Source organism: Lunatibacter salilacus (assembly GCF_009797935.1).
Taxonomy (GTDB): Bacteria; Bacteroidota; Bacteroidia; order Cytophagales; family Cyclobacteriaceae; genus Lunatibacter; species Lunatibacter salilacus.
Genome location: NZ_VOLC01000009.1, coordinates 96,549 through 118,575, shown reverse-complemented (window position 1 = coordinate 118,575; position 22,027 = coordinate 96,549). Strand labels below are relative to the sequence as shown.

The window sequence follows — 22,027 nt, the reverse complement described above, 5'->3', positions numbered from 1 at the left end:
GATAAGTTGGTATCAGCCGCCGTACTCAAAGGTTCCGTAATCGCCGGTAATAGTAAGGCGTTTGCCAGTCCCGGCAGTTACTCTTCCTATAATCTGTGCCTCCACTCCGAAGGATTCGGCTATCTGGATCACCGTGTCGGAATGCTTGGGGTCCAGGTAAATCTCCATACGGTGACCCATATTAAATACCTTATACATTTCCTTCCAATCTGTCCCGCTTTGGTCTTGAATAATTGAAAATAATGGAGGAGTTTTGAAAAGGTTATCCTTTACAATATGTACGTCATTTACAAAATGGAGCACTTTGGTTTGCGCTCCGCCGCTGCAATGTACAACACCATGGAGGTGCGGGCGAAGATTTTTCAGCACTTCCACCATAATCGGGGCGTAGGTACGCGTGGGAGAAAGTACAAGCTTACCCATGTCAACCGGCGTGCCCGGAGCAGGGTCGGTGAGGTTATAACTACCGCTATAAGTCAATTCTTCTGGCACTTGCGGGTCAAAACTTTCCGGATACTTGGCTTTGATGGCTTTTCCAAAAATATCATGCCTCGCTGAGGTAAGCCCGTTGCTACCCATACCCCCGTTGTAGGCGGACTCATAGGTCGCCTGTCCGTAAGAAGACAAGCCAACAATGACATCCCCTGGTTGGATAGCGTCATTGGATATTACTTCTGATCTTTTCATACGGGAAGTGACCGTACTGTCTACAATGATCGTTCGTACGAGATCTCCCACATCGGCAGTTTCTCCTCCGGTTAGGACTGCGTGAACACCGTGTTCACGGAGCATTTCCAAAACCTCTTCGGTGCCGTTAATAATGGCCGCAATTACTTCTCCTGGTATTAGATTTTTGTTTCTCCCGATAGTCGATGAGACTAGAATATTATTGATAGCACCTACACAAAGTAGGTCGTCTATATTCATAATAATGGCATCCTGGGCTATTCCTTTCCAAACACTCAAATCACCGGTTTCTTTCCAGTATAAGTAGGCTAGGGAGCTCTTTGTACCTGCACCGTCAGCATGCATGATATTGCAATATTCGGGGTCCCCTCCCAGTATGTCCTCTACAATTTTGCAAAAGGCGTTGGGAAATAGGCCCTTGTCCAAATTTGCAATTGCCTGATGTACATCTTCCTTCGCGGCAGAAACGCCCCTTTGCATATATCTTTCATTCATAAGCTTGCAGCTTTTCTGGTCAAAGTGCAAAGGTAAGCATTTTACTGGGTGATTTCTATTACTTTGAACTCCGTCCTACGGTTGACTTGATGCTCTTCCTCGGTTTGGGCATCTTCAATGATTAGCTGACGCTTTCCGTATCCTCGGGCTTCCATCCGGTCTGCGGCGATACCCTGTGTAATAAGATACTGCACAGCGGATTCAGCTCTTCGTTGGGACAGCAGGTCATTGTATTCGTCACTTGCACGGGCATCTGTGTGTGAACTTAGCTCAATTCTAATCTGTGGATTGTCCTTCAATATTTGAACGAGCTTATCAAGTTCTAGTGCCGCATCCGGCCGAATTTCCGATTTATCCAAATCGTAATAAATGTTTTCCAAAACAATGGCCCGCTCTAAAATTAGTCTTTCCAAAATGATGGTGGTATCCAAGGTCACGTTGGTCACATCCTGAATCAAGTCCTCAGGAGCCGGAGTCTTTCCAATGGTACTGTAGGGGATGCTCTTGGAAAAATACCCGTTTTTAGACGCAATCATGCTGTATGTTTGATCTGGTTGCATCTGAAATCTTAAGCGTCCATTTTGATTTGAAAAATTACCGTCTATCGTTTGGTTGTTTTGATCATAAAGAACTACCCGGGTATCTCGGAGCACTTCTTCGTCACCTCCGTCAGTTTTACCCAATGTAGTGACATTCAGCAAGACGTTGACCACTTTGGGCTTTGGAGTAAAATCCTGGAAGAAATAAATATCATCATCCCCTTTTCCCCCCTCTCTATTGGAAGTGATAAACCCTTCCTTTGGATAGTCGGTAAAGAATATACCGAAATCATCTGCCAGGGAGTTGATGTTTGGCCCCAAATTTCTCACGGTAATGTTTCCGTTTTCCTGTTTAGCCACAAAAATGTCTAATTTACCATATCCGGGGTGCCCGTCCGAAGCAAAGTAAAATTCACCATTTTCCATAGGGCGGGGAAAAAGCTCGTTCCCGCTGGTGTTGATTTCCGGTCCAAGATTTTGGACATTTCCGAAGTCACCGCTAGCGATTTTTGTTGCTTTATAAATGTCTATACCTCCATACCCACCGGGTCTGTTTGACGCAAAATAAAGCGTCTCTCCATCTGGACTGAATGCAGGGGTTGAATTCCAATAGGTGGGTTCTTCGTTGGCCGCCAAATAAATGGGCTGAGTAAACCCTCCACCCCTAAAGTAAGAGGCAAATAAACTAACCTCGGGAAGATCCTTCTTTGTCGCCGCATTTCCGCGAGCATAAATTATAGTATTGCCATCCGGACTGATGGCGATAGCTCCTTGGTTGAGCCCCTGTTCATTGCGAAATTCAGGGATACGTTCTACATTTTGTACATCTACTCTAACCCCTTCCGCTCTGGTGCGAAAGAGTTGTGTATATCCCTGACCAGTTGCCGTGTAGACACCTCCGGCGCCACGGGAACTCGTAAAATAGAGATAGCCTTCGTTGACAATTGGCGAATAATCCAAGCCGGGACTATTCAGCAATTCGTAGTTTTCGAGTTTGTGGTTGGGCCAAAGCGGTTCGATACTTTCCAAGGTATTAATGGCTTTTATTTCTTTATCGGCCTTTGCGATAAGTAAATCATCCATTGTAAAGGCTTTAGATGACTTGAAGGCTTCTTCCGCTTCTTCGTATTTTCCCTGATTTTTTAAACTTAGGCCTTTATAATAATAATTTTCGAAAGTCTCTTCCTCCTGAAGAACCTTTTCGTAGTATGGAGCCGATTTCTCGATGCGGTTCGAGAGCCTATAGCTCTCCGCAACATAAAAATTGGCTTCCTGATTTTCAGGCTCTTTCTCCAATACTTGGGAAAAAGTGGAAATCGCTACCTGATATTCACCGGAACTGAACTGGTTCATTCCTTTTTGCTGAAGACTTGTACATCCCGCAGCGAATACAGTGAGCAATATTAAATAGTAGTAACCGCGCTTCATGTTCACATAAGAGAAATAGCTATTCATTTGGCAGGTATTGAAATCTAGTTGTTAAAGTATCTTTTCAGCCAACTCTCCTTGGCCGGGATTATCCACTTTTCAGCCAAATCACTTTTGGTGTTAATTATTGGGTTAAACACGGGCGTTTCAGGTTGCAATATTCCTTTTGTAATGGACTGCCGTACATCTGCCAGTTTATTTACAGTTACCTTTTCCTCTGAAAGAAATGAGACTTTGCCTGAATCCAACAGGTTTACACCCGTTTTTTCCTCAATGCTCCGAATAATCCTCACCGAGCTGTCTATAGAACATCCACTGGGGCCTAAATCCTTTTCATCTACGCCCAGCAGGATGAATTGGTCATACATGATTTCAAAAGAAGTAGGCATTCCTTGGCCGTGGGTATTCCACCCTTCACAGAATGAGGAAAGATGGGATTGTATCCAGTTTATTTCTGAGGTGTCAAATGGCCTGTCAGACTGGTAAACCCATATTCTGGAATTGGCCGGCATCTCTTTGAAGGGTATATACATAAGTTAATCGTTATGTTTTCCGTGACGGAATAATTGCATTCTTTTTTCTTGTTGATTAAACGGGTAATTCAATCATAATGATACAAAAAATCTAGGCATGTTATGACATAAACACCAATAAACTTACTATTGTTAGAATTTGGACACAATCGAATTAATCTATTATTGGCTAGTTTTAGCTATTCAGTCCCAAGTCATTGGCAATAAGTTCGGCCAGATCCAAGACCTTTACCTCGTTTTCCTTTTCCTTGTTTTTCACCCCATCCGAGATCATGGTGAGGCAAAAAGGACAACCAACTGCAATTGTTTTTGCACCGGTGGCTAAGGCCTCCTCCGTCCGTTCTATATTGATGTCCTTCTTTCCAGCCTCGGGCTCCTTAAACATCTGGGCACCTCCGGCACCACAGCAAAGCCCCTTTGACCGGCAGCGCTTCATTTCAACAAGCTCCATATCCAGGGCCTCAATGATCTCCCGCGGTGCTTCATAGACATTGTTTGCCCTTCCCAGAAAACAGCTGTCATGGAAGGTAATCTTTTTCCCCTTGAACCCCCCTCCTCCCTTGAGAACAACCTGACCGGCATGAATCAACTGCTGTAGAAACTGGCTATGGTGAAGAACCTCATAGTTGCCACCTAGTTCTGGATATTCATTCTTCAAGGTATTGAAACAGTGGGGGCAGGCCGTTACTATTTTCTTTACTTGGTACCCGTTGAGCACCTGAATGTTACTCATTGCCTGCATTTGGAAGAGAAATTCGTTTCCAGCTCTCCGCGCAGGATCTCCCGTACAGGTTTCTTCTTCTCCCAGTACGGCAAAATTTATTTCCAGTTTGTTCAATATTTTGACAAACGCGATAGTAACTGCTTTGTACCGTTCATCGAAAGACCCGGCACAGCCTACCCAGAATAAAATTTCCGGCTGATCTCCTGCCGCCGTTTTTTCGGCCATTGTTGGTATTTGAAAAGTAGTGCTCATGTTGTCTTTTAATCGTTCATTGGTTTTCCCTTAATTTCATCTGCCCACTTGAAGCGGTCTGTTGGCGCAAATTTCCAAGGTGCGAAGCTTGTTTCAATATTCTGAAACATGACGTTCCATTGAGCAGGACTAGCGCTTTCCTCCATCGCCACATAGCGGCGCAATTGCAAGATTATATCCAAGGGGTCAATATTTATGGGACAGGCTTCCACGCAGGCATTGCAGCTGGTGCAGGCATTTATTTCTTCTTTGGTGATGTAATCGCCAAGTAGGGTTTTTCCGTCTTCCAGTCCAGGGCCGCCATTTGCGATACTCTTGCTTACTTCCTCTGCCCGGTCTCGGGTATCCATCATAATTTTTCTCGGAGACAATTTCTTGCCTGTTATGTTTGCGGGGCATTCTGCCGTGCAGCGTCCACATTCTGTACATGCAAAAGCGTTCATGATATTAACCCAGCTGAGGTCATTCACATCCTTTGCTCCAAAGCGACCGACCTCGGCTGGCGGCTCCTCCACTCCTTGAGTGGGTACGCCCAGCATTAATTTTACTTCATTGGTAATTTCTTTCATGTTTTTCATTTCCCCTTTTGGTTTTAAGTTTGAAAACCAAGTGTTGGAGAAAGCTAGAAAAATGTGAAGGTGCTTCGAATAAGTGACGTAGATAGCAAAAGCTAAGATGCCGACAATGTGAAACCACCAGGCAATCCGCTCGGTAATTACCAAAGCTCCGTCTCCAAAGCCATCAAACAACGGCGCTAGTACACTACTAAAGATCAGACCCCCAAGTGGAATATAACCTGCTACACCTCTTTCGGCCAGAAGTTGGTCGGTGGCGTTCATGGTCAATATAGCCAGCATCAAGACAATTTCTATCCATAAGATAAGATTTGCGTCTAAGGCAGGCCAGCCACGTAGTTCAGGCATAGTAAGGCGCGGCACGCGGGTGATATTCCGTCGGATCAGAAATGCAACACAGGACACCAATACCGCAATCGCCAACCATTCGAAAATATTCATGGCCACTGTATAAACACCCCCCAAGGCTGGGGCAAATATGCGGTGACTACCACTAATCCCATCAATGACAAATTCCAGCACTTCAATATTGATCACGATAAAAGCCACATATATGAGTAAATGCAAAATCGCCGGACCTACACGCTTAAACATTTTCTGCTGACCAAAAGCAATTAGTGCCATGGTCTTCCATCGTTGGGAGGGATTGTCTGTTCTGGATTCCGATTTCCCAAGGAGAATGGTATTCCTTAGAAAGGTTATCCTCCTGTACAAAACCACCCCTGACGCAACTAACAGGGTTAAAAAAAGTAGTTGTGGTAAAATACTCATAGTGAACTGCTTATTAAATATAGATTAATTTTTAAATAAAATCATTTGCACTAACCATACAAATACCTACCTTTGCATCACTTTACCGAGGTGATGTAGCTCAGTTGGTAGAGCATCGGACTGAAAATCCGTGAGTCGGTGGTTCGAGCCCACTCATCACCACGAGCCTTGGATTAATCCAAGGCTTTTTTTATTTATGCTGTTTTCAAATGCCTGGTCAGAATTGTAATTTACCTTCTTCATGATGCAAAGTAATAAATAGTGCGCATGCATACTATATTGTGGTGATTTAATTTTGTGCTTCGAAGATAAAGCAATGTATCGTTAAATAGAAGTAATTGAATTTTTTTAAGGGATTATTAGTGGTAATTTTAAAAGCATTCGTTACTTCAAGAATAACCATCTTAACTGTGCCAAAATCTAGACATCAGCGTAGTCCTTGGCTGATTACCTAACCTAAAAATCATACAACTGTTGAAAAAATACATATTTATTGTCTTTTCCTACTTTCTTATTACTTCTCTCCAAGCCCAAGAACGTCACGAATATGAAATAACTATTGCGGGATTTAGTATTGGGGAAATGACAGCCACCAAAACAGAGGAGGGAGATACGACCACCTACCTGCTGACATCTAAAGTGAGCCTTTGGTTGTTTGGACAAATCAATATAGACTATGTGACAGATGTAAAATATGTGGGGAATCGATTTATTCGCTCTACTGTGGCATCCCAGACAAACCGGGGTAATTTTCTTTCACGAATTTGGCTAGAGGATGAATTTTACCAAGTGGATGCTAAGTCATACAAATATGAAATTGAGACTGTAATCCGGGAGAATATTGATTATAGTGCTGTGCGCCTGTTTTTTGAAGAGCCAATTGGCAGGAGGAGGATGATCGCTGAAAATTATGGTGTTTTTGGCAGCATAAAAGCCTTGGGAAGCAGCGAGTATGAGACGTTAGCAAATGAAAACAAAAACAAATACACCTATATTAATGGAAAGCTTGATAGGGCGGTCATGCATAGCCCAATTAAAAATTATATAATAAAAAGAAAGTAAAACTTGCAATGGTATATGATCGAAGAAATCTCTATTCTTCGCTAATCAGACTCCCAAACTAATAGTTTAAAACATATGCCGCGCGTCTCAATTCGTCAATTTGTTGCTTTTTTAAGGGATTTTGAAACACCCCCAGTATACTTGAGTGTTTTTTGGCCATTTCTTCAAGAATCGTGGTTGGATTTGTGCTTAGTAGAGCGATAGAAATTGTGCTAACCCAGGCCGCATCTTGTAAGGACTTCAGCCAGAGCCAAGCATCCGTTTCAAGCAATGTGACATCCAACAAGATCAAAAAGTTTTTCCCGTCATGATCATGTTCCTCTAAATATTCCCAAACAGAATTAAAGTCCCTAAATTGCTTTGGTTTGTCATGAAGTCCATGCTGAATAATCGCATATCGGTTCACAAGCTGACCAAGATCGTCAGCTTCTACAAGGAGCACTTCCAGCGTATTTAACTTTGCTAAAAGATGGTCATCGGTAACCATTTCCAAAGGATGCTTTTTGCTTTCCAATTCTCTGGTCTTCGCAATTATTTTGGAAATTATTGTGTCAAGCTCCATAGCGGATTTTGAAATTGCTTGGACAACTTCCTTTTTACTTTGCAGTAGGTCTCCGGGATGGAATTCAATATCATCATGTTCTAACAGCATCAATAACATCATCATCCGGGACAGTGGAGAGCGTAGGACATGGGATTGTACCCAGGCAATTTCCTTCAAAATGCTATTCTGCTCTTCTATGGAATGGAGGTAAACAGTTTTCTCAGAAATATCCAAAATAAAGCAGACAAAATAGGCGTCTTTTTCAACGGCAATGAATTGAAGATGCATTTCCACAGGATAGCTTGTGCCGTCCTTTCTGCGGTGGGTTTCCTGAAGAATAATTTTATCTTTTGACCCCTGACGTAGTGGTTGAATGATTTTTTCAAAACTGTCGAAAGTGAGGCCGGGAATGATTTCCATCGGGCGGATTTGGGAAAATTCTTCCATTGTATAACCCAAATTGGACTGAGCAGCGGTATTTACCTCCTTGAAATGATACGTTTCCGCATCCAGGATATAAACTTCGTTCAGTGATTTTTCAAAGATTCGACTAAACTGAATGGCTTTATAGGTTGCTAACTTTTTTTGCGTGATGTTTTCGGTAAGCAATATTATCCCCCCGATTGTGCCTGAAGGTTCGTACCATGGATTAATCCTCCACCTACTCCAATGAGAGGATCCGTCTTGACGTACAAACATGTCCTCGTCACTTTCCATAGATTCCCCCAAAATACCTCGTTGATGTATTTTTTTCCAGCGTTCAGGAACCTCCGGAAACACTTCATAGTGGGATTTTCCTATTAGATTTTCCTTTTCAAGCTTTAAATCTTCAATCCACTTTCTAGAACACGTCAAATACCTCATTTGCTTATCGAACATGGCAATTGCAGTCGGAGCTTCTTTGATGAATTGTTGTTGCATTTCAAAAGCAAGTTTGCGGTCAGATATGTCCTGAATCGTGCCGAACAAACGCAAACAAACGCCATCCCTAATTTCGTTTTTTAAAATTACCCGCACCCATTTTCTTTTTCCCGTGTGAGTGATTATCTGATGTTCAACATCATAGTCAAATACTCTTGTAAAGGCTTCATTTACCGCAGATTCAATCTTCAGTCTATCTGTTTCTTTGTAAAATTCTATTGCCTTGGATAAGGTTAGGTTGAAATCCGCCGGAATCTCGTGGATCAGTCTTGTCATTTTTGACCAGGTAATTTCACTTGTTACCGGATTCACTTCAAAAGCCCCGACTTTAGCCATTTGACTGGCCTGTTCAAGTATTTCTTTGGTCTTTCTAAGCTCGATTTCAGTAACTTTTTGCTCAGTAATGTCTCTACTAAAAATTGCCGCCCCAACTACCTTATTATCCGCTAGGATCGGCTGGAGGGTAATCGAAAAATATGAAAAACCATTCGGTACATCAAAGCAATCCTCTACTTTAATAACTTGATTATCAAAAACGTCGTCATATCTTGATTTCCATATATTAACCAAATCCTCAGGGAGACTTTGGAGGACATTCATTCCTGGAGAAAGTAGTACACCGAATGCCACTTTGTAGTCTTCTTTGAAAACCTGATTGGCATATGTAATCTGGTACTCTGTATTGATTGACCAAATACTGTCTGAAGTGCTCTCCAATATGGCTAAGAGATTAACTTCTTCATTGCTCAGGTTTTCTGGCATTTCTTTAGGGATAAATTCTCTTCTGACTAAGCGGGAATGTGCGAAAATACAATGGACCAGCTTCCTGCGCAAATTAGGCCAAATTTTAGAACAATTGGTCCATAATTTCTGATTTAATAGCTAAAAATTCCCGTATTCCTCCAATAGTTCGATCTTAACCTATCGCCATGAGCACAACCCGATCCCCTCGGGTTAGAGCTTAATATTGATTGATTTACTCATTTATAATACGTCGAACATTGGATAAAAAAAAAGTAATGAATTAGAAGGCAACGGATAAAACACTGTAAACAAAAAAATAAGCAGGCACCAGCTGGCACCTGCTTTTATTATTTTACAAATATCCCTCATTCTGGAAAAACTCGTCTTTATTGTTAATTGCATCCAGCTGGGACTGGGGAATCGGGCGGACCATATGGAATGGCCTGATGTTTGGAGCCGCATCCGGGTTATGGGCCTGTACCCGCTCTACTAATTTGCCTGTCCGCTTAAGGTCAAACCACCGCAGCTGCTCTCCTGCAAATTCCCTGGCCCGCTCATCCAGAATTAGATCCAGCGTAATGTCTTCTGGAGCTACTTCCATGGCTGCTTCCTGTCCCGGAAGGGCGGCGCGCCTGCTTACTTCGTTAAAGTGACTGGCTGCTTCACCCATATTGCCCAAATTCATCTCTGCTTCAGCGACGATAAGGTACATCTCCGCCAGGCGAATAACAAAGGCATCCCGCTGTCCCTGCTGTTGGGAAATGGTAGGCCTGGAAGGATCCAAAAACTTACGTAAGGACATGTATCTATCCCTAACCCTTGGCTCATCGTCGGGTCCATAGGTTCTGTTTCTGTCTATGGTAGTATAGGGAAGGGCGTCCCGCTCCGCATTGGTCATGGGATACTTTGTGGCCAAAATTGCCGTATCTCCCTCGCTGAAGGTGACATCTTTAGTAGACCCATCTGTAAGCGGCAAGCTGAAAGTCCCGGGTCGATTGGCGTACCATACCGTCTGAAAGGTCGCGTCAAACCGGCTGTCTACAGATTCATCAAATAAATCCAAAAGGTAAGCGGTAGGCATAAAGCGGGCAAAAGGTCGACCGTTATTTATATCCCGCAGCATTCCCGGCAACTGGTCATAGGTCATTAGAAAAAACAGATGACTGTTATTTCCCCCATCTCTTAACAAGATATCCCCGTCAGGACTTTCCAGTTCTCTGTTCAGCACTTGGTCGGCACTAAAGTTTACCAACCAGACTACCTCTGAGTTTCGGATATTATTGATGTCCCATAGATCAGCATAATTTTCTTCCAAGGCATAGGAATAATTATTAATCACCTGCTTTGCCAAGGTTGATGCTTCTGCATTATTCCCTCTAGTCAGATGCATACGAGCCAAAAAGGCCTCCGCAGCCGGCTTGATAGCCCGTCCATAGTCGATGGAGCTTGGGGGCAAATTATTTACGGCAAAGGTCAAATCCTCAAAGATCTGTGCATAGAACTCCTCCACGGGTGTACGGTTGGCAGTTGTCTGTACTACGGTGACTTCATCCAATGACAGATGAACCCCACCCCAGGTTTCGACGATATGCCACAGATAAAAAGCCCTCAGAAACCTTACTTCTGCTTCCCTTTCCAATTTCAAAGCAGCCGACAACGGTGAATCAGGTATGCGTTTAACTGCCGCGTTGGTTGTATTCAACGCAGAATATAGCCGGGTCCAATAAAAATTCAATGGGCCATTTGCGCCTGATAGATCACTGTTGTATAGCGCCACGGGAGGGTTTTCCATCCCATTGCCGCGGGTAAATATGTCCGTGCCAGTCTCTGTCATGGCAATCCCATTCTCTTTGCCATACCAAAAACGCATGGGCGTATAACAGGAGTTCACCAGGGCTTCAATTCCCTCCAAGGTTACAAAGTAACCATCTGCAGTGAGCCCACTCTGATTGTTTTCTTCAAGAAAATCCGCACAGCCTACAGAAAGGCTAAGCAAGGATAAGAGGAATAATTTATTAAATATCTTTTTCATGTGAAAGCGGGTTTAAAGTCTTACAAATCGATGTTTAGGCCAAATACCATCTGTCTGGTCATAGGGAAACTCAAATTTCCTCCCCGCTCAGGATCATAAGGACCCATGTTGCTCCAAACGAAATAATTTTTAGCCGTGGTATATACCCTTAGCCTGGATACAGAAAGCCGTTGCGCAATCTGAGCTGGTAAATTGTAAGCTAGGGTCACGTCCCTGATTTTAAGAAAAGACCCGTCCTCATACCGTAGCGTACTATAATACCTTGTACTTGCACGACTTGTGCCCGCATTCGGTCTTGGATAGGAATTGGTTGGGTTTTCAGGGGTCCAATAATCAACCATTGGTCCATTTTCCAACCCGTCAATTTTATATGAACCAGCGGCTTCACTAACGATCATCTGACCTACACGGGCAAAAACAAAGACATTCAGTTCAAAATCCTTGTACGAAAATCTGTTATTGACACCAGCACTAAACCGGGGTACATTACTTCCGATGATGGTTCGGTCTTCAGGAGTAATTACTCCATTACCGTCTTGGTCTCTAACTCGGATTTCGCCGGGTAGCTGTTGGTTTTCTGCCGCTAGGCTTTCTTCACCAAGTTGCCAGATTCCCAGTTTTTCATAATCGTAATAGGAAGATATGGGATATCCCACAAACCAACCATTAGCCAAATCCCGATCACCCTCGACAAGCTCCACTATCTCCTCCTTATTGGCTCCAAAGGTAAAATCCGTGAACCAACTTAGTCCCTGCGAACGGTCCACGTTGATGGTGCTCAGCAATAATTCCACCCCTCTGTTCCGAGTACGGCCCACATTATCCCATGAGGAAGTAAAGCCCGAGGTTGTAGGCAAAGCCCGCTGCATCAAAAGGTCCTTGGTATCCTGCTGATACAAGTCCAAGGAGCCGGTAATGCGGTTGTTGGCAAAACCAAAATCAACTCCAAAGTTGGTAGATGCGGTGGTTTCCCAGCCTAGATTGGAGGCTGCAATCAAAGAGGGGTAAAACCCGAAGGCCGGTAATTCAGCAGCACCCCTGTCAAAGGCATAGGTACTTTTGGACAAGCCTCCCAAAGTCTGATACGCCGAAACCGCACTGTTGCCGGAAACCCCGTAGCTCAATCTGAATTTCATTTCCGAAATTGCGTCATTGCTACTAAGAAAACCTTCTTCTTTGGCTATCCAGGAAAGGGCAGCCGATGGAAAAAACCCCCATTTGTTTCCTGGGGCAAGTACGGAAGATCCATCCGTTCTTAATACCCCTGTAAATAGATACCTGTCTTTGTACTTATAGTTTACCCTTCCAAAAAATGAAGCAAGCGAAGTCCTATCATAGTTACTTCCTACACGCACCGCCGTTTGGGTAGCACCAATGTTTTGATATAGCATGGTAGGGGAAAGAAGGTCCCTGCCCTCGGAAAAGCTGGTTTCATTCGTAGTGGCCCAAATACTCTGACCCAATAGAACCTGCAGGTTGTGATCTCCAAAAGTATTCGTATAGGTTGCAAAATTTTCCCAAGTGTTTCTGGATGCAAACCTGTTGTTAAGCCGGGCAATTGAAAGCCCGTTAGGTCCTACTTCTATGGTATTGGTAGCAGAGAAAAGCCCTCTTCTGGACGTTGTATTGTCTACGCCAAGTCTGGAAGTAAAAGATATTTTGTCAGAAATCATCCAATCCAGGCTGACATTTCCGAAAAATCTCCGGTTCATTTCGTTGTCTTGATAATTTCCTGGTACCTGATCGGTCAGCGGATTTAAGGTCGAAGCATCGCCCACAGGAAAGATTAGCACATTGCCTTCAGCATCAAAAGCAGGACCTAATGGGCTCATTTTGTTTGCCTGATTTAGTGGATCTCTCCGGCGATCATGGTCCCTGATGGTGTACATCAGATTGGTAGACAATTTTAATCTGTCGGTAACCTTATAATCAACAGTCATACGTCCACTATAACGGTCCAATTCGTCATTTACAAGCAGTCCCTTTTCATTGAAATACTCCATGGAGAAATAATATGAAAGCTTTTTATCTCCTCCAGAAATACCAATTTGATGGTTCTGTTGACTTCCCATCCCCAGAAGTTCTCTTGCCCAATCTGTATAAACACCGTTTCTGAAGTTTTCTAGTTGGGTGGGGTTGAAAATGTTTGCATCATCATCAGGTCCATTCCATTCTCCGACGGTCCTGCGGGATTCCCTGCGTAGGTCTACCCATTCCGGTCCTGTCATAATATCCGCATAGCCGCCCATTGACTGAATGCCATAATAACTGTTGATCGAAATTTGACTTTTTCCCTCAACACTCCTTTTTGGTAGTGATTAATATTACGCCATTGGCACCCAAAGTACCATATATGGCCGTAGATGCCGCATCTTTAAGTACTTCTATAGACGCAATATCATTGGGGTTTACGTCCATTGTAGATCCGTAGATAATCCCATCCACCAAGATTAACGGTTGATTGCCAGCATTCAGGGAGCGGTTTCCCCGAATATTGAAATTCAATCCTGCACCGGCTTGGCCGCTTGATTTGGTAAGGTCAAGCCCGGGAACCTTTCCTTGCATTACTTCCAAGGCGTTTGTTACTGGTATAGCGGTCAGATCACTTCCTCGTACTGATACCACTGATCCTGTCAGATCGGATTTTTTCACCGTACCGTATCCTATCACCACGACTTCTCCCAAGTCTTGCAGGTTATCAGCCAAGGAAACATCTATGACTGATCTTCCTCCAATGATAATCTCTTGGGCCGAGTACCCGATAAATGAAAAGATCAGAGTTCCATCTCTGTCAGGTACCTCAAGCGAATATTTCCCGTCCACTTCTGTGGTCGTACCTATAGATGTACCCTTGTAAACTATGGTGACACCAGGAATAGGCTCTCCGTCAGCAGTGGAAATTACCGTTCCGCTTACCTGCAATTGTTGGGATAATGCAATCGATTGTACTACTAGAAATAAAATTAACGTAAGCAGAATCTTAAAATTCTGTTGCCATCTGTGGTGTAGCAACTCTTGCAGCCAGAAATCCAATCGTAAGCTATTTAACATATTTAAATGGGTTTATGTGAATAATAGGTTTGGTTAATCGTTTTAATAAATTTATTTTATAATTATTGGATAGAATATAGTAAAACCAAGGATGTTGAGAATTTTAAAATCATGCATTTTCGTGTTCTATTATGTGGTGTTTCCACGGAGAAAAAAGGCGTTTTGCGCAATCGTTTGCATTTTAGAGATTTATTTTCAAAACGCCAAATATTTGGTTAAAAAGTTAACAGCTGAAAAACCAATTAGTCCATAGAGAGAAAGCTGACAGTAGCTTCGCTCAGTCTTTATAAAAATCCCCTGCCTTTCGTCGATTTTGAGTTAACCAGTATCAATTGTAATTATAGTTATTACTTTGAAAAAAAAGATTTCCAAAACAATGAGATTCTACGCTTTTATAATGATACTTGCATCAGCAATACAGTCGTTTTGGTCCCAATCTTCAGCAAGAGATAGCACCTCCACCTTTGTTTTTCTTACAGACGTTCACCTCAAGCCTGAAATGAATGCGCCCATAGGCTTCCAATTGGCGATAGACAAAATAAATGAACTCAACCCTGATTTTATTCTGAGCGGCGGTGACCAAGTTTATGATGTCATGCGAGGCAACCAAGAAAGGGCTGACTCACTTTTTACCCTTTACACCGAAATGAGTAAGGGGTTTGACATGAAAGTGTATAACAGAATGGGAAATCACGATCTGTTCGGCATCTACGAAGAAAGTCCGAAAGATGAAACCCATCCCGACTACAAATATGGCATGTATATAGATCACGGATGGGAAGAAAAAAGAACACAAATGGGGTGGTAAATCCTTGATTACGTTTGCGCTAAAATCTGCTTATCGATGATTTCCAAACGCAATTCTCCTTGCACCTGAACTTTTCAATAAGGCGAAGTGGAAATCTTAGAAAGAATTTCGATTATTTTACCAATCCATCTACGGCATCCATGACAAGAAAATCGTCAGTATTATTCCTGCCATCGCGGTTTCCTTCATCCGAATTGGATGGGAAAGAACCGTTTTTAAGGTGTTCTTGGTAAATGAATGACTCACTATGAAACATCCCTCTACCAGGAAAGTAAAAGATGTGCTCTCCCTTTTTTATTTTCTTCTTGGTCTGTACACAAACCCCATCATGCTTTGCGTCAATAAATTTTCCCATATCGAATATCATTTTTAAAAAAAAGTGGAACGGGCAGTTAACCCGTTTTTCCACTGACTAGTCTTTCTAAAAGAAAATGAAAGACTTGGTGTGATAATTGTAATTTTTGTAATTTTAATTTTAGTGGATTAGTGATTAAGATTAACCGGAGTTTTTCATGTCCTGCACTTCTTTTCTAATGTCCTGTGCAAGGTTTTTAAGGTCCATCAATCCTTTTCTGATACGGGTTCCGGCCGCTTTGTTTTTAGCTTCATAAAACTTCTCAAAATCAGCTTCCATGCCGTCAATAAGTGTCTTAACTTCCTGAAATTTACTCATGTTCTTTAATGTTTTAGGTTAATTTGAATGCTCTTTTGTTTAAAGATAATCATAATTTTTGAACATAAACATATAGTAAAGATTAATTTACTCCTGCTTGTTTAGATTTTTTAGGAAAATAAATATTGACACGATAGCCTCATCAGGTACACAGATGTTTGTTTTTCTCGATGTTACTAAAACCTGGATAAATCCCAAACCATCATTACTCCTCCGTATTACGATAATTATCTGAATTACCTGATATATTTTTCGCATTATATCACGAATAGCCGTATAATTATTTGACGACTTAAAATGAAAAAAGCAGGTGTTAAATTCATTCATACGCTAGAATCAGACCTGTCATTACCGGAATAACACTCTCGAAAAAAAAATTCATCCATAAAAAAAACTTTGCTTTATTTTACTTTTATGCCTATTCAGCCTTCAAAAACTCTCAGCCGAAGATAGACTTTCCAGCAAGTCCTTTACCAACCGATCAGAGGTATTGGCACAAAACGGGATTGTGGCTTTCAACCATCCATTTGCAACTCAGGATAATTTTGAAAAAGGGTGGAAGTGCCGGTAATGCGGCCATCGCAGCCGATGCCTTACTCGGATTTGCTGACCTGGGAATGAACGGTATTTGAGGGGATCTATTGGCCATCGATTGGAATGCTGGGACACACCGTCTTTTATGGCGGTTATCAAGCCATTATGTTCAAAGACGATGTCTATTAAGGAGCCACTGAATATAGAAATGGTGGGTATGCGGTAGGATGCTGTAACCCGAAAAAACAGAAAACATTAAAAAACCCCGGTCAATTGGCCGGGGTTTCCATTTAAATAAGATATACTTTTTTTGGAAGAAACTATCCACTTTTTTTCTTGTCTTCCTTCTTTACTTTCTTATCCGCCCGCTTTTCCAGTAAACTTTTACCTTTCTTTTTGGGATCCTTTTTTTCACCTTTATCTTTGCTCATGGCCTTTTAATTTTGATGAAAATTTACCAGAAATTATTCTCAATTCCTTTTAAATCCAAGTATTTTTTTTGATCAACACCCAAGTTCACCAATTTTCCCGCAAGCATGGTCTTTATCCAGATAGCTCAATTCCCATTAGAGTCAGTTTCCGATTTTCTTTTTTCCTTCCTCTGAAAGCGCACCGAATTTGCGGGTTAGACTCTTAATATAACCAACTTTCCGAAAGCGGAGTGCACTCCAATCATCATCTATGGAAACTTGCCTTATGGGCTCCAACCCATAGCTTCCCATGGCTTCCCAACCTGTATCCCGATTAAAATCACAGGTGTAGTTTTTGGATTTTCCCTTCGGATAAGCGATCCAAAACACCGCATCTCCCATCAGTTTTGGGGCTATTTCATGCACCATTGCATCAAGCTTTTCCCGTAACTGCACGAATCCTATGACAAAATGAATTTCCCCAGTGGCATGCCGTTCTATAGTAGCTTTTCCCTCTAACACAGCCAGTTCGGTATTGAAAGATTCGGGAGCTTGTAATACATGAACAACGGGCTGACCCTTGTAGTTGAGTTTTTTAAATATCCCTTCCATGAATTCGTAAATTTAAATCAATATAAAAAATAATTTGACTTTTCACTAACAAAAAGCAATTCACATGCCTATTAACTCTTACAAATCACCACACAAAACTGAGTCAATGTCTGTTTTTTTATACCTTTGCACCTTGATTGAAATCGATGAATACCAAACCTAGCGTTTCTTTTGAAAATACGGAAGTGGCCTTTGCCCACAAGAGTAATGCTTCGTTGAGGAAAATGTACGGATTATTCACCCTGATGCATTATCCGTTTTGGTTGCATACTGCCATTAACGTGGCAAATTGGGGCTTAAAATGGAAGTTGCCTATCAAAGGAATGGTTAAATATACCGTCTTCGAACAGTTTTGCGGGGGAGAAGACATTCCGGCATGTAGGCCAAAGATTGAAGAGTTAGCTACCTACGGAGTAGGTACTATTTTGGATTACTCGGTAGAGGGGAAAATTGATATAGCGAGCTATGACCGAACTAAGGAAGAAATCTTGAAAACAATCCGGGAAGCAAGCAGAATGGACCATCTTCCATTTGCGGTATTCAAAGTTTCCGGCATTGCCAATATCCATGTTCTGACTAAGGTGCAGGCCGGGCAGGCATTAAGTAAGGAGGAACAGGACGCGCTTGGCCGGGCGGAGAGAAGAATCAAGGAGTTGTTTGCAGAAGCATACCGAGCCCAGGTCCGGATTATGGTAGACGGGGAAGAGAGTTGGTTTCAGGATGTAATCGACGGTTGGGTAAAAGATGCCATGAGGGAGTACAATCAAAAAACGGCCATCGTTTACAATACCTACCAGCTTTACCGACATGACATGCTGCGCAAGTTGAAAGACACACATCACGATGCCGTGGCTAATGGCTACTTTCTCGGAGCCAAACTCGTCAGGGGAGCATATATGGAGAAAGAACGTGATCGGGCCAGCGAAAAGGGATACCCATCTCCCATACAACCCAATAAAGAGGCCACCGACCGTGATTTTAATCAGGCCCTGCAATTTTGCATTAACAATAAGCAACGGGTTTTTCTGGTCTCCGGATCTCATAACGAGCTGAGCAACCACGTGCTTACAGAACTGGTGGACCTTCATGGCATGAAACGCAAGGACGAACGTGTCTATTCCGCACAGCTCTATGGCATGAGCGACGCGATCTCTTTCAATCTAGCCAAGGCAGGCTTCAACGTAGCAAAATACCTGCCTTACGGACCAGTGGCGGAAGTCCTTCCTTACCTTTCCAGGAGGGTAGAGGAAAATTCAGGCATAGCCGGACAAAGCAGTAGGGAGTATCTTCAAATAAAAAAAGAAATCGCAAGGAGAAAATCCTTGCCGAAAAGAGCATAAACAGATTAAGATATGCAATTATTGAGTGAACAAGAAATCGAGCGCCGAAAAGACAGGGAAGCTCTGATCAGCATGGGGATCAATCCCTATCCGGCCATTTCATTTCCGGTAAATGTAACCGCAGCAGACATCCACCAAAATTACGAAAACCGAAAAAACGACTATAAAGGCATTTCAATAGCCGGAAGACTTATGTCCCGACGGATCATGGGTTCCGCCTCTTTTGCGGAAATCCAAGATGCCACTGGACGGCTGCAAATATATGTTCGCAGAGACGATCTATGCCCGGATGAAGACAAGACTTTTTATAATACGGTTTTCAAAAAACTACTAGGTATCGGTGATTATGTCGGGCTGAAAGGATTTATCTTCACTACTCAAACAGGCGAAATCTCCCTCCATGTCACAGAACTGACCATTTTGTCCAAATCCCTAAAGCCACTTCCGGTGGTAAAGCGGGACGATGAGGGAAATGTATATGACGGATTTACCGATCCGGAGCTTCGTTACCGACAGCGATACGTTGATTTGATTGTCAACCCGGAAGTGAAGGATACATTTATCATTCGCTCGAGGGTGATTTCGCAGATGCGCCGCTATTTTGACGATCATGGTTGGCTGGAGGTGGAAACCCCCATTCTGCAACAGGTACACGGAGGAGCGGCAGCTAAGCCTTTTCAAACCCATCACAATGCGCTCGATATTCCCCTCTTTTTGCGCATAGCCAACGAACTCTATTTAAAAAGGCTAATTGTGGGCGGTTTTGACGGTGTCTATGAAATCGGGAAAATGTTCCGAAACGAAGGGATGGACCGTACCCACAATCCTGAATTTACCTCCATGGAAATCTACGTCGCCTACAAAGACTATATTTGGATGATGGAGATGGTGGAGAATTTGTTGGAGAAAATCGCTGAAGCTGTCCTGGGGACTACCCAATCCAAGGTAGGCAACAATGTGATTGAATTTGCCGGACCCTACAGAAGACTGACCATGTTCGAGTCTATTAAGGAATATGCGGGTATAGATGTGAGCCAAATGGATGAGGAAGGCCTTCGCCAAGTCTGTGTCCAACTTGGTATTACTGTAGACGGCAGCATGGGTAAAGGCAAATTAATCGATGAGATATTTGGAGAAAAAGTAGAAGAGCACCTGATACAACCGACCTACATTACTGATTATCCGATAGAGATGACACCTCTGGCGAAAAAGCATCGGGATAAGCCGGGCCTTGTAGAGCGGTTTGAACTCTTTGTCAATGGTAAGGAAATTGCCAACGCCTATACGGAACTGAATGATCCCATTGATCAGCGGGAGCGTTTTGAAGATCAACTTAAACTTGCCGCAAGAGGGGATGACGAGGCCATGGCTATGGATGAGGACTTTCTTCGCTCCCTAGAATACGGCATGCCTCCGACTTCCGGTCTTGGAATAGGAATTGACCGACTATGCATGCTGCTAACCGACAACAGCACCATTCAGGAAGTACTGTTTTTCCCTCAGTTGAAGCCTGAGAAAAAAGTCAACATCGCAACAGATGAGGATTTTATGTCTTTGGGTATTGCCGCGGGGTTGATTCCGGTGTTGCGCGATCTGAATATTCACACGCTGGAACAATTGAAGCACCAGAACGCAAGCAAATTTTTTAACGATATCTGTGGACGAAGAAAGAAGTTGAAATTGGACGTCGCCAATCCTACCAAAGAAGAAGTGGAAAGCTGGATTCAAGACTAATAATTTGTTGAAATAGGTAGTGGATATTTTTTTTTATTGAAAAAAAGGCCTGTCAATCTTTTACTCTCAAAAGTTGGCAGGCCTTTCTAATGTAAAAAAATGACGGATGATACCCGTTAAAGCGAGGTGTTAATTCTAGCTTTTGAAAAGTGCAAAAAGTGCTACTATTTTGTCTGTATTAGTGCTAAAAAAAGTGTTTTTTTCTTAATTTTTGGCTTTTCTCGTTAATTATTGATGGGTGACAAGGAATTTTAAATCAAATTGCCTAATTTGAGTGAATCATCCGTTAAAGGTCTGTTTTAATTAAAGGTCTATTAACATGATGAACCCAATCTGTCAACCAAAAATCATTTAACACATGTGTAAAAACCACGGAGTAGCTTATGTAAGGCCAGGAGAAGTAGAAGTACGGGAAATTGACTATCCCAAACTTGCGCTTGGGGATAGAAAATGTGACCATGGCGTCATCCTAAAAATCGTTTCAACCAATATTTGCGGTAGTGATCAGCACATGGTCCGGGGCAGGACTACTGCACCTGAGGGGCTGATTTTAGGTCATGAAATTACCGGATTGGTCATAGAAGCAGGTAGAGATGTTGAATTTATCCACGTTGGAGATTTGGTTTCCGTTCCTTTTAACATTGCCTGCGGCAGGTGTCGAAATTGCAAGGAAGGAAGAACAGGTATCTGCCTCAACGTCAATCCCGCTCGTCCCGGTGCTGCCTATGGCTATGTAGACATGGGAGGCTGGGTAGGCGGTCAGGCTGAATATGTAATGGTGCCTTATGCAGACTTTAACCTGTTGAAGTTCCCGGATTCAGACCAGGCCATGGAAAAAATCAGAGACCTTACTTTATTATCAGACATCTTTCCTACCGGATTTCACGGTGCAGTCACTGCGGGAGTGGGACCCGGAACCATCGTCTACGTTGCCGGGGCAGGTCCTGTCGGATTAGCCTGTGCGGTTTCCTGTCACCTCTTGGGAGCGGCAGTCGTTATCGTGGGGGATATGATTCCAGAGCGGCTAGAGCAGGCAAGGAGTTTTGGATGCGAGACTATTGATCTTAGAAAAGACACCCCATTGGAGGATGCCATTGCGGAGATAGTAGGCGTACCCGAGGTAGACTGCGCAGTGGACTGCGTAGGCTTTGAAGCAAGAGGTCACGGATCAGACGCAGGCACAGAAATGCCAGCAACGGTACTAAATTCTGTGATGAACGTTACCCGTGCGGGAGGTAGTATTGGAATACCGGGACTTTATGTAACGGGAGATCCAGGCGCAGTCGACGAGGCGGCGAAAAAAGGGAGCCTTAGTATCCGCTTGGGACTGGGCTGGGCCAAATCACACAGTTTCCATACCGGGCAGTGTCCTGTGATGAAATACCATAGGCAGCTTATGAATGCCATCCTTTACGATAAGGTGCAAATTGCCAAGGCGGTAAATGTACAAATCATTTCCCTTCAGCAGTCTGTACAAGGCTATAAAGAGTTTGACGGCGGTGCGGCCACGAAGTTTGTGATCGATCCGCATGGAATGATTCCGAATTGATACGTTCAA

General features: G+C 43.0%; 17 protein-coding genes and 1 tRNA gene. 6 read left to right on the top strand and 12 right to left on the bottom strand.

Annotated features, from left to right (window positions below):
- Positions 1-12 precede the first annotated feature (12 nt).
- The 5 genes from FQ608_RS13530 to FQ608_RS13510 all read right to left on the bottom strand — a co-directional run bounded on the left by FQ608_RS13530 (position 13) and on the right by FQ608_RS13510 (position 6,004).
- Positions 13-1,182 (bottom strand): AIR synthase related protein, encoded by a 1,170-nt coding sequence (locus tag FQ608_RS13530; RefSeq protein ID WP_158858772.1) that lies wholly within the window; start codon positions 1,180-1,182, stop codon positions 13-15.
- 41 nt (positions 1,183-1,223) lie between these two features.
- Positions 1,224-3,149 carry an OmpA family protein gene (locus FQ608_RS13525; RefSeq protein WP_158858895.1) on the bottom strand — a complete coding sequence of 642 codons (1,926 nt, stop codon included), beginning with the start codon at positions 3,147-3,149 and terminating at the stop codon, positions 1,224-1,226.
- Between the two features lie 44 nt (positions 3,150-3,193).
- Positions 3,194-3,682 carry a hypothetical protein gene (locus tag FQ608_RS13520; RefSeq protein WP_158858771.1) on the bottom strand — a complete coding sequence of 163 codons (489 nt, stop codon included), beginning with the start codon at positions 3,680-3,682 and terminating at the stop codon, positions 3,194-3,196.
- Positions 3,683-3,857: 175 nt separating this feature from the next.
- On the bottom strand, positions 3,858-4,658 hold the full coding sequence (locus FQ608_RS13515) for a (Fe-S)-binding protein (protein WP_199856376.1): 801 nt from the start codon (positions 4,656-4,658) through the stop codon (positions 3,858-3,860).
- An 8-nt stretch (positions 4,659-4,666) separates the two neighbouring features.
- On the bottom strand, positions 4,667-6,004 hold the full coding sequence (locus FQ608_RS13510; RefSeq protein ID WP_158858769.1) for a 4Fe-4S dicluster domain-containing protein: 1,338 nt from the start codon (positions 6,002-6,004) through the stop codon (positions 4,667-4,669).
- Between the two features lie 89 nt (positions 6,005-6,093).
- Between FQ608_RS13510 and FQ608_RS13505 the strand changes: the two genes are divergently transcribed.
- Positions 6,094-6,166 (top strand) — tRNA-Phe (locus tag FQ608_RS13505).
- A 312-nt stretch (positions 6,167-6,478) separates the two neighbouring features.
- Complete coding sequence (locus tag FQ608_RS13500; protein WP_234364196.1) at positions 6,479-7,066, top strand: DUF6134 family protein; 588 nt, start codon at positions 6,479-6,481, stop codon at positions 7,064-7,066.
- Between the two features lie 58 nt (positions 7,067-7,124).
- Here the strand turns inward: FQ608_RS13500 and FQ608_RS13495 are convergent, their stop codons facing one another.
- The 4 genes from FQ608_RS13495 to FQ608_RS27490 form a co-directional block, all read right to left on the bottom strand.
- Positions 7,125-9,293, bottom strand: coding sequence for a PAS domain-containing protein (locus FQ608_RS13495; RefSeq protein ID WP_158858768.1), 2,169 nt, complete (start codon positions 9,291-9,293; stop codon positions 7,125-7,127).
- 334 nt (positions 9,294-9,627) lie between these two features.
- Positions 9,628-11,307 (bottom strand): RagB/SusD family nutrient uptake outer membrane protein, encoded by a 1,680-nt coding sequence (locus FQ608_RS13490; protein WP_158858767.1) that lies wholly within the window; start codon positions 11,305-11,307, stop codon positions 9,628-9,630.
- 20 nt (positions 11,308-11,327) lie between these two features.
- On the bottom strand, positions 11,328-13,556 hold the full coding sequence (locus FQ608_RS13485) for a SusC/RagA family TonB-linked outer membrane protein (RefSeq protein ID WP_234364195.1): 2,229 nt from the start codon (positions 13,554-13,556) through the stop codon (positions 11,328-11,330).
- A gap of 46 nt (positions 13,557-13,602) precedes the next feature.
- Positions 13,603-14,358 (bottom strand): carboxypeptidase-like regulatory domain-containing protein, encoded by a 756-nt coding sequence (locus FQ608_RS27490; protein WP_234364194.1) that lies wholly within the window; start codon positions 14,356-14,358, stop codon positions 13,603-13,605.
- Positions 14,359-14,734: 376 nt separating this feature from the next.
- On the opposite strand from FQ608_RS27490, the gene FQ608_RS13480 reads away from it, so the two are divergent.
- Positions 14,735-15,166 carry a metallophosphoesterase family protein gene (locus FQ608_RS13480; protein WP_158858766.1) on the top strand — a complete coding sequence of 144 codons (432 nt, stop codon included), beginning with the start codon at positions 14,735-14,737 and terminating at the stop codon, positions 15,164-15,166.
- A gap of 112 nt (positions 15,167-15,278) precedes the next feature.
- Here FQ608_RS13480 and FQ608_RS13475 read toward each other — a convergent pair whose 3' ends face one another.
- The 3 genes from FQ608_RS13475 to FQ608_RS13465 all read right to left on the bottom strand — a co-directional run bounded on the left by FQ608_RS13475 (position 15,279) and on the right by FQ608_RS13465 (position 17,395).
- Positions 15,279-15,521, bottom strand: a complete 243-nt coding sequence (locus FQ608_RS13475; protein WP_158858765.1) for a hypothetical protein — start codon at positions 15,519-15,521, stop codon at positions 15,279-15,281.
- 141 nt (positions 15,522-15,662) lie between these two features.
- Complete coding sequence (locus FQ608_RS13470; protein ID WP_158858764.1) at positions 15,663-15,839, bottom strand: histone H1; 177 nt, start codon at positions 15,837-15,839, stop codon at positions 15,663-15,665.
- A gap of 1,106 nt (positions 15,840-16,945) precedes the next feature.
- Positions 16,946-17,395 carry a hypothetical protein gene (locus tag FQ608_RS13465; RefSeq protein WP_158858763.1) on the bottom strand — a complete coding sequence of 150 codons (450 nt, stop codon included), beginning with the start codon at positions 17,393-17,395 and terminating at the stop codon, positions 16,946-16,948.
- 146 nt (positions 17,396-17,541) lie between these two features.
- Here FQ608_RS13465 and FQ608_RS13460 point away from each other — a divergent pair, with 146 nt between their 5' ends.
- The 3 genes from FQ608_RS13460 to fdhA all read left to right on the top strand — a co-directional run bounded on the left by FQ608_RS13460 (position 17,542) and on the right by fdhA (position 22,018).
- Complete coding sequence (locus FQ608_RS13460) at positions 17,542-18,735, top strand: proline dehydrogenase family protein (RefSeq protein WP_158858762.1); 1,194 nt, start codon at positions 17,542-17,544, stop codon at positions 18,733-18,735.
- Positions 18,736-18,747: 12 nt separating this feature from the next.
- Positions 18,748-20,469, top strand: coding sequence for a lysine--tRNA ligase (lysS, locus tag FQ608_RS13455; RefSeq protein ID WP_158858761.1), 1,722 nt, complete (start codon positions 18,748-18,750; stop codon positions 20,467-20,469).
- 358 nt (positions 20,470-20,827) lie between these two features.
- The gene (gene fdhA / locus FQ608_RS13450) at positions 20,828-22,018 is read left to right on the top strand and encodes a formaldehyde dehydrogenase, glutathione-independent (RefSeq protein ID WP_158858760.1); all 1,191 of its coding nucleotides are present in this window, start codon (positions 20,828-20,830) and stop codon (positions 22,016-22,018) included.
- Positions 22,019-22,027 lie beyond the last annotated feature (9 nt).

Excerpts from the sequence above, each read along its gene's own strand:
- FQ608_RS13480 (WP_158858766.1), top strand. The coding sequence starts at position 14,735 with ATGAGATTCTACGCTTTTATAATGATACTTGCATCAGCAATACAGTCG.
- FQ608_RS13510 (WP_158858769.1), bottom strand. The coding sequence starts at position 6,004 with ATGAGTATTTTACCACAACTACTTTTTTTAACCCTGTTAGTTGCGTCA.
- FQ608_RS13470 (WP_158858764.1), bottom strand. The coding sequence starts at position 15,839 with ATGAGTAAATTTCAGGAAGTTAAGACACTTATTGACGGCATGGAAGCT.
- FQ608_RS13530 (WP_158858772.1), bottom strand. The coding sequence starts at position 1,182 with ATGAATGAAAGATATATGCAAAGGGGCGTTTCTGCCGCGAAGGAAGAT.
- FQ608_RS13460 (WP_158858762.1), top strand. The coding sequence starts at position 17,542 with ATGAATACCAAACCTAGCGTTTCTTTTGAAAATACGGAAGTGGCCTTT.
- FQ608_RS13525 (WP_158858895.1), bottom strand. The coding sequence starts at position 3,149 with ATGAAGCGCGGTTACTACTATTTAATATTGCTCACTGTATTCGCTGCG.
- FQ608_RS13495 (WP_158858768.1), bottom strand. The coding sequence starts at position 9,293 with ATGCCAGAAAACCTGAGCAATGAAGAAGTTAATCTCTTAGCCATATTG.
- FQ608_RS13490 (WP_158858767.1), bottom strand. The coding sequence starts at position 11,307 with ATGAAAAAGATATTTAATAAATTATTCCTCTTATCCTTGCTTAGCCTT.
- FQ608_RS13520 (WP_158858771.1), bottom strand. The coding sequence starts at position 3,682 with ATGTATATACCCTTCAAAGAGATGCCGGCCAATTCCAGAATATGGGTT.
- lysS (WP_158858761.1), top strand. The coding sequence starts at position 18,748 with ATGCAATTATTGAGTGAACAAGAAATCGAGCGCCGAAAAGACAGGGAA.
- FQ608_RS13465 (WP_158858763.1), bottom strand. The coding sequence starts at position 17,395 with ATGGAAGGGATATTTAAAAAACTCAACTACAAGGGTCAGCCCGTTGTT.
- fdhA (WP_158858760.1), top strand. The coding sequence starts at position 20,828 with ATGTGTAAAAACCACGGAGTAGCTTATGTAAGGCCAGGAGAAGTAGAA.
- FQ608_RS13475 (WP_158858765.1), bottom strand. The coding sequence starts at position 15,521 with ATGGGAAAATTTATTGACGCAAAGCATGATGGGGTTTGTGTACAGACC.
- FQ608_RS27490 (WP_234364194.1), bottom strand. The coding sequence starts at position 14,358 with ATGTTAAATAGCTTACGATTGGATTTCTGGCTGCAAGAGTTGCTACAC.
- FQ608_RS13485 (WP_234364195.1), bottom strand. The coding sequence starts at position 13,556 with ATGGGCGGCTATGCGGATATTATGACAGGACCGGAATGGGTAGACCTA.
- FQ608_RS13515 (WP_199856376.1), bottom strand. The coding sequence starts at position 4,658 with ATGAGCACTACTTTTCAAATACCAACAATGGCCGAAAAAACGGCGGCA.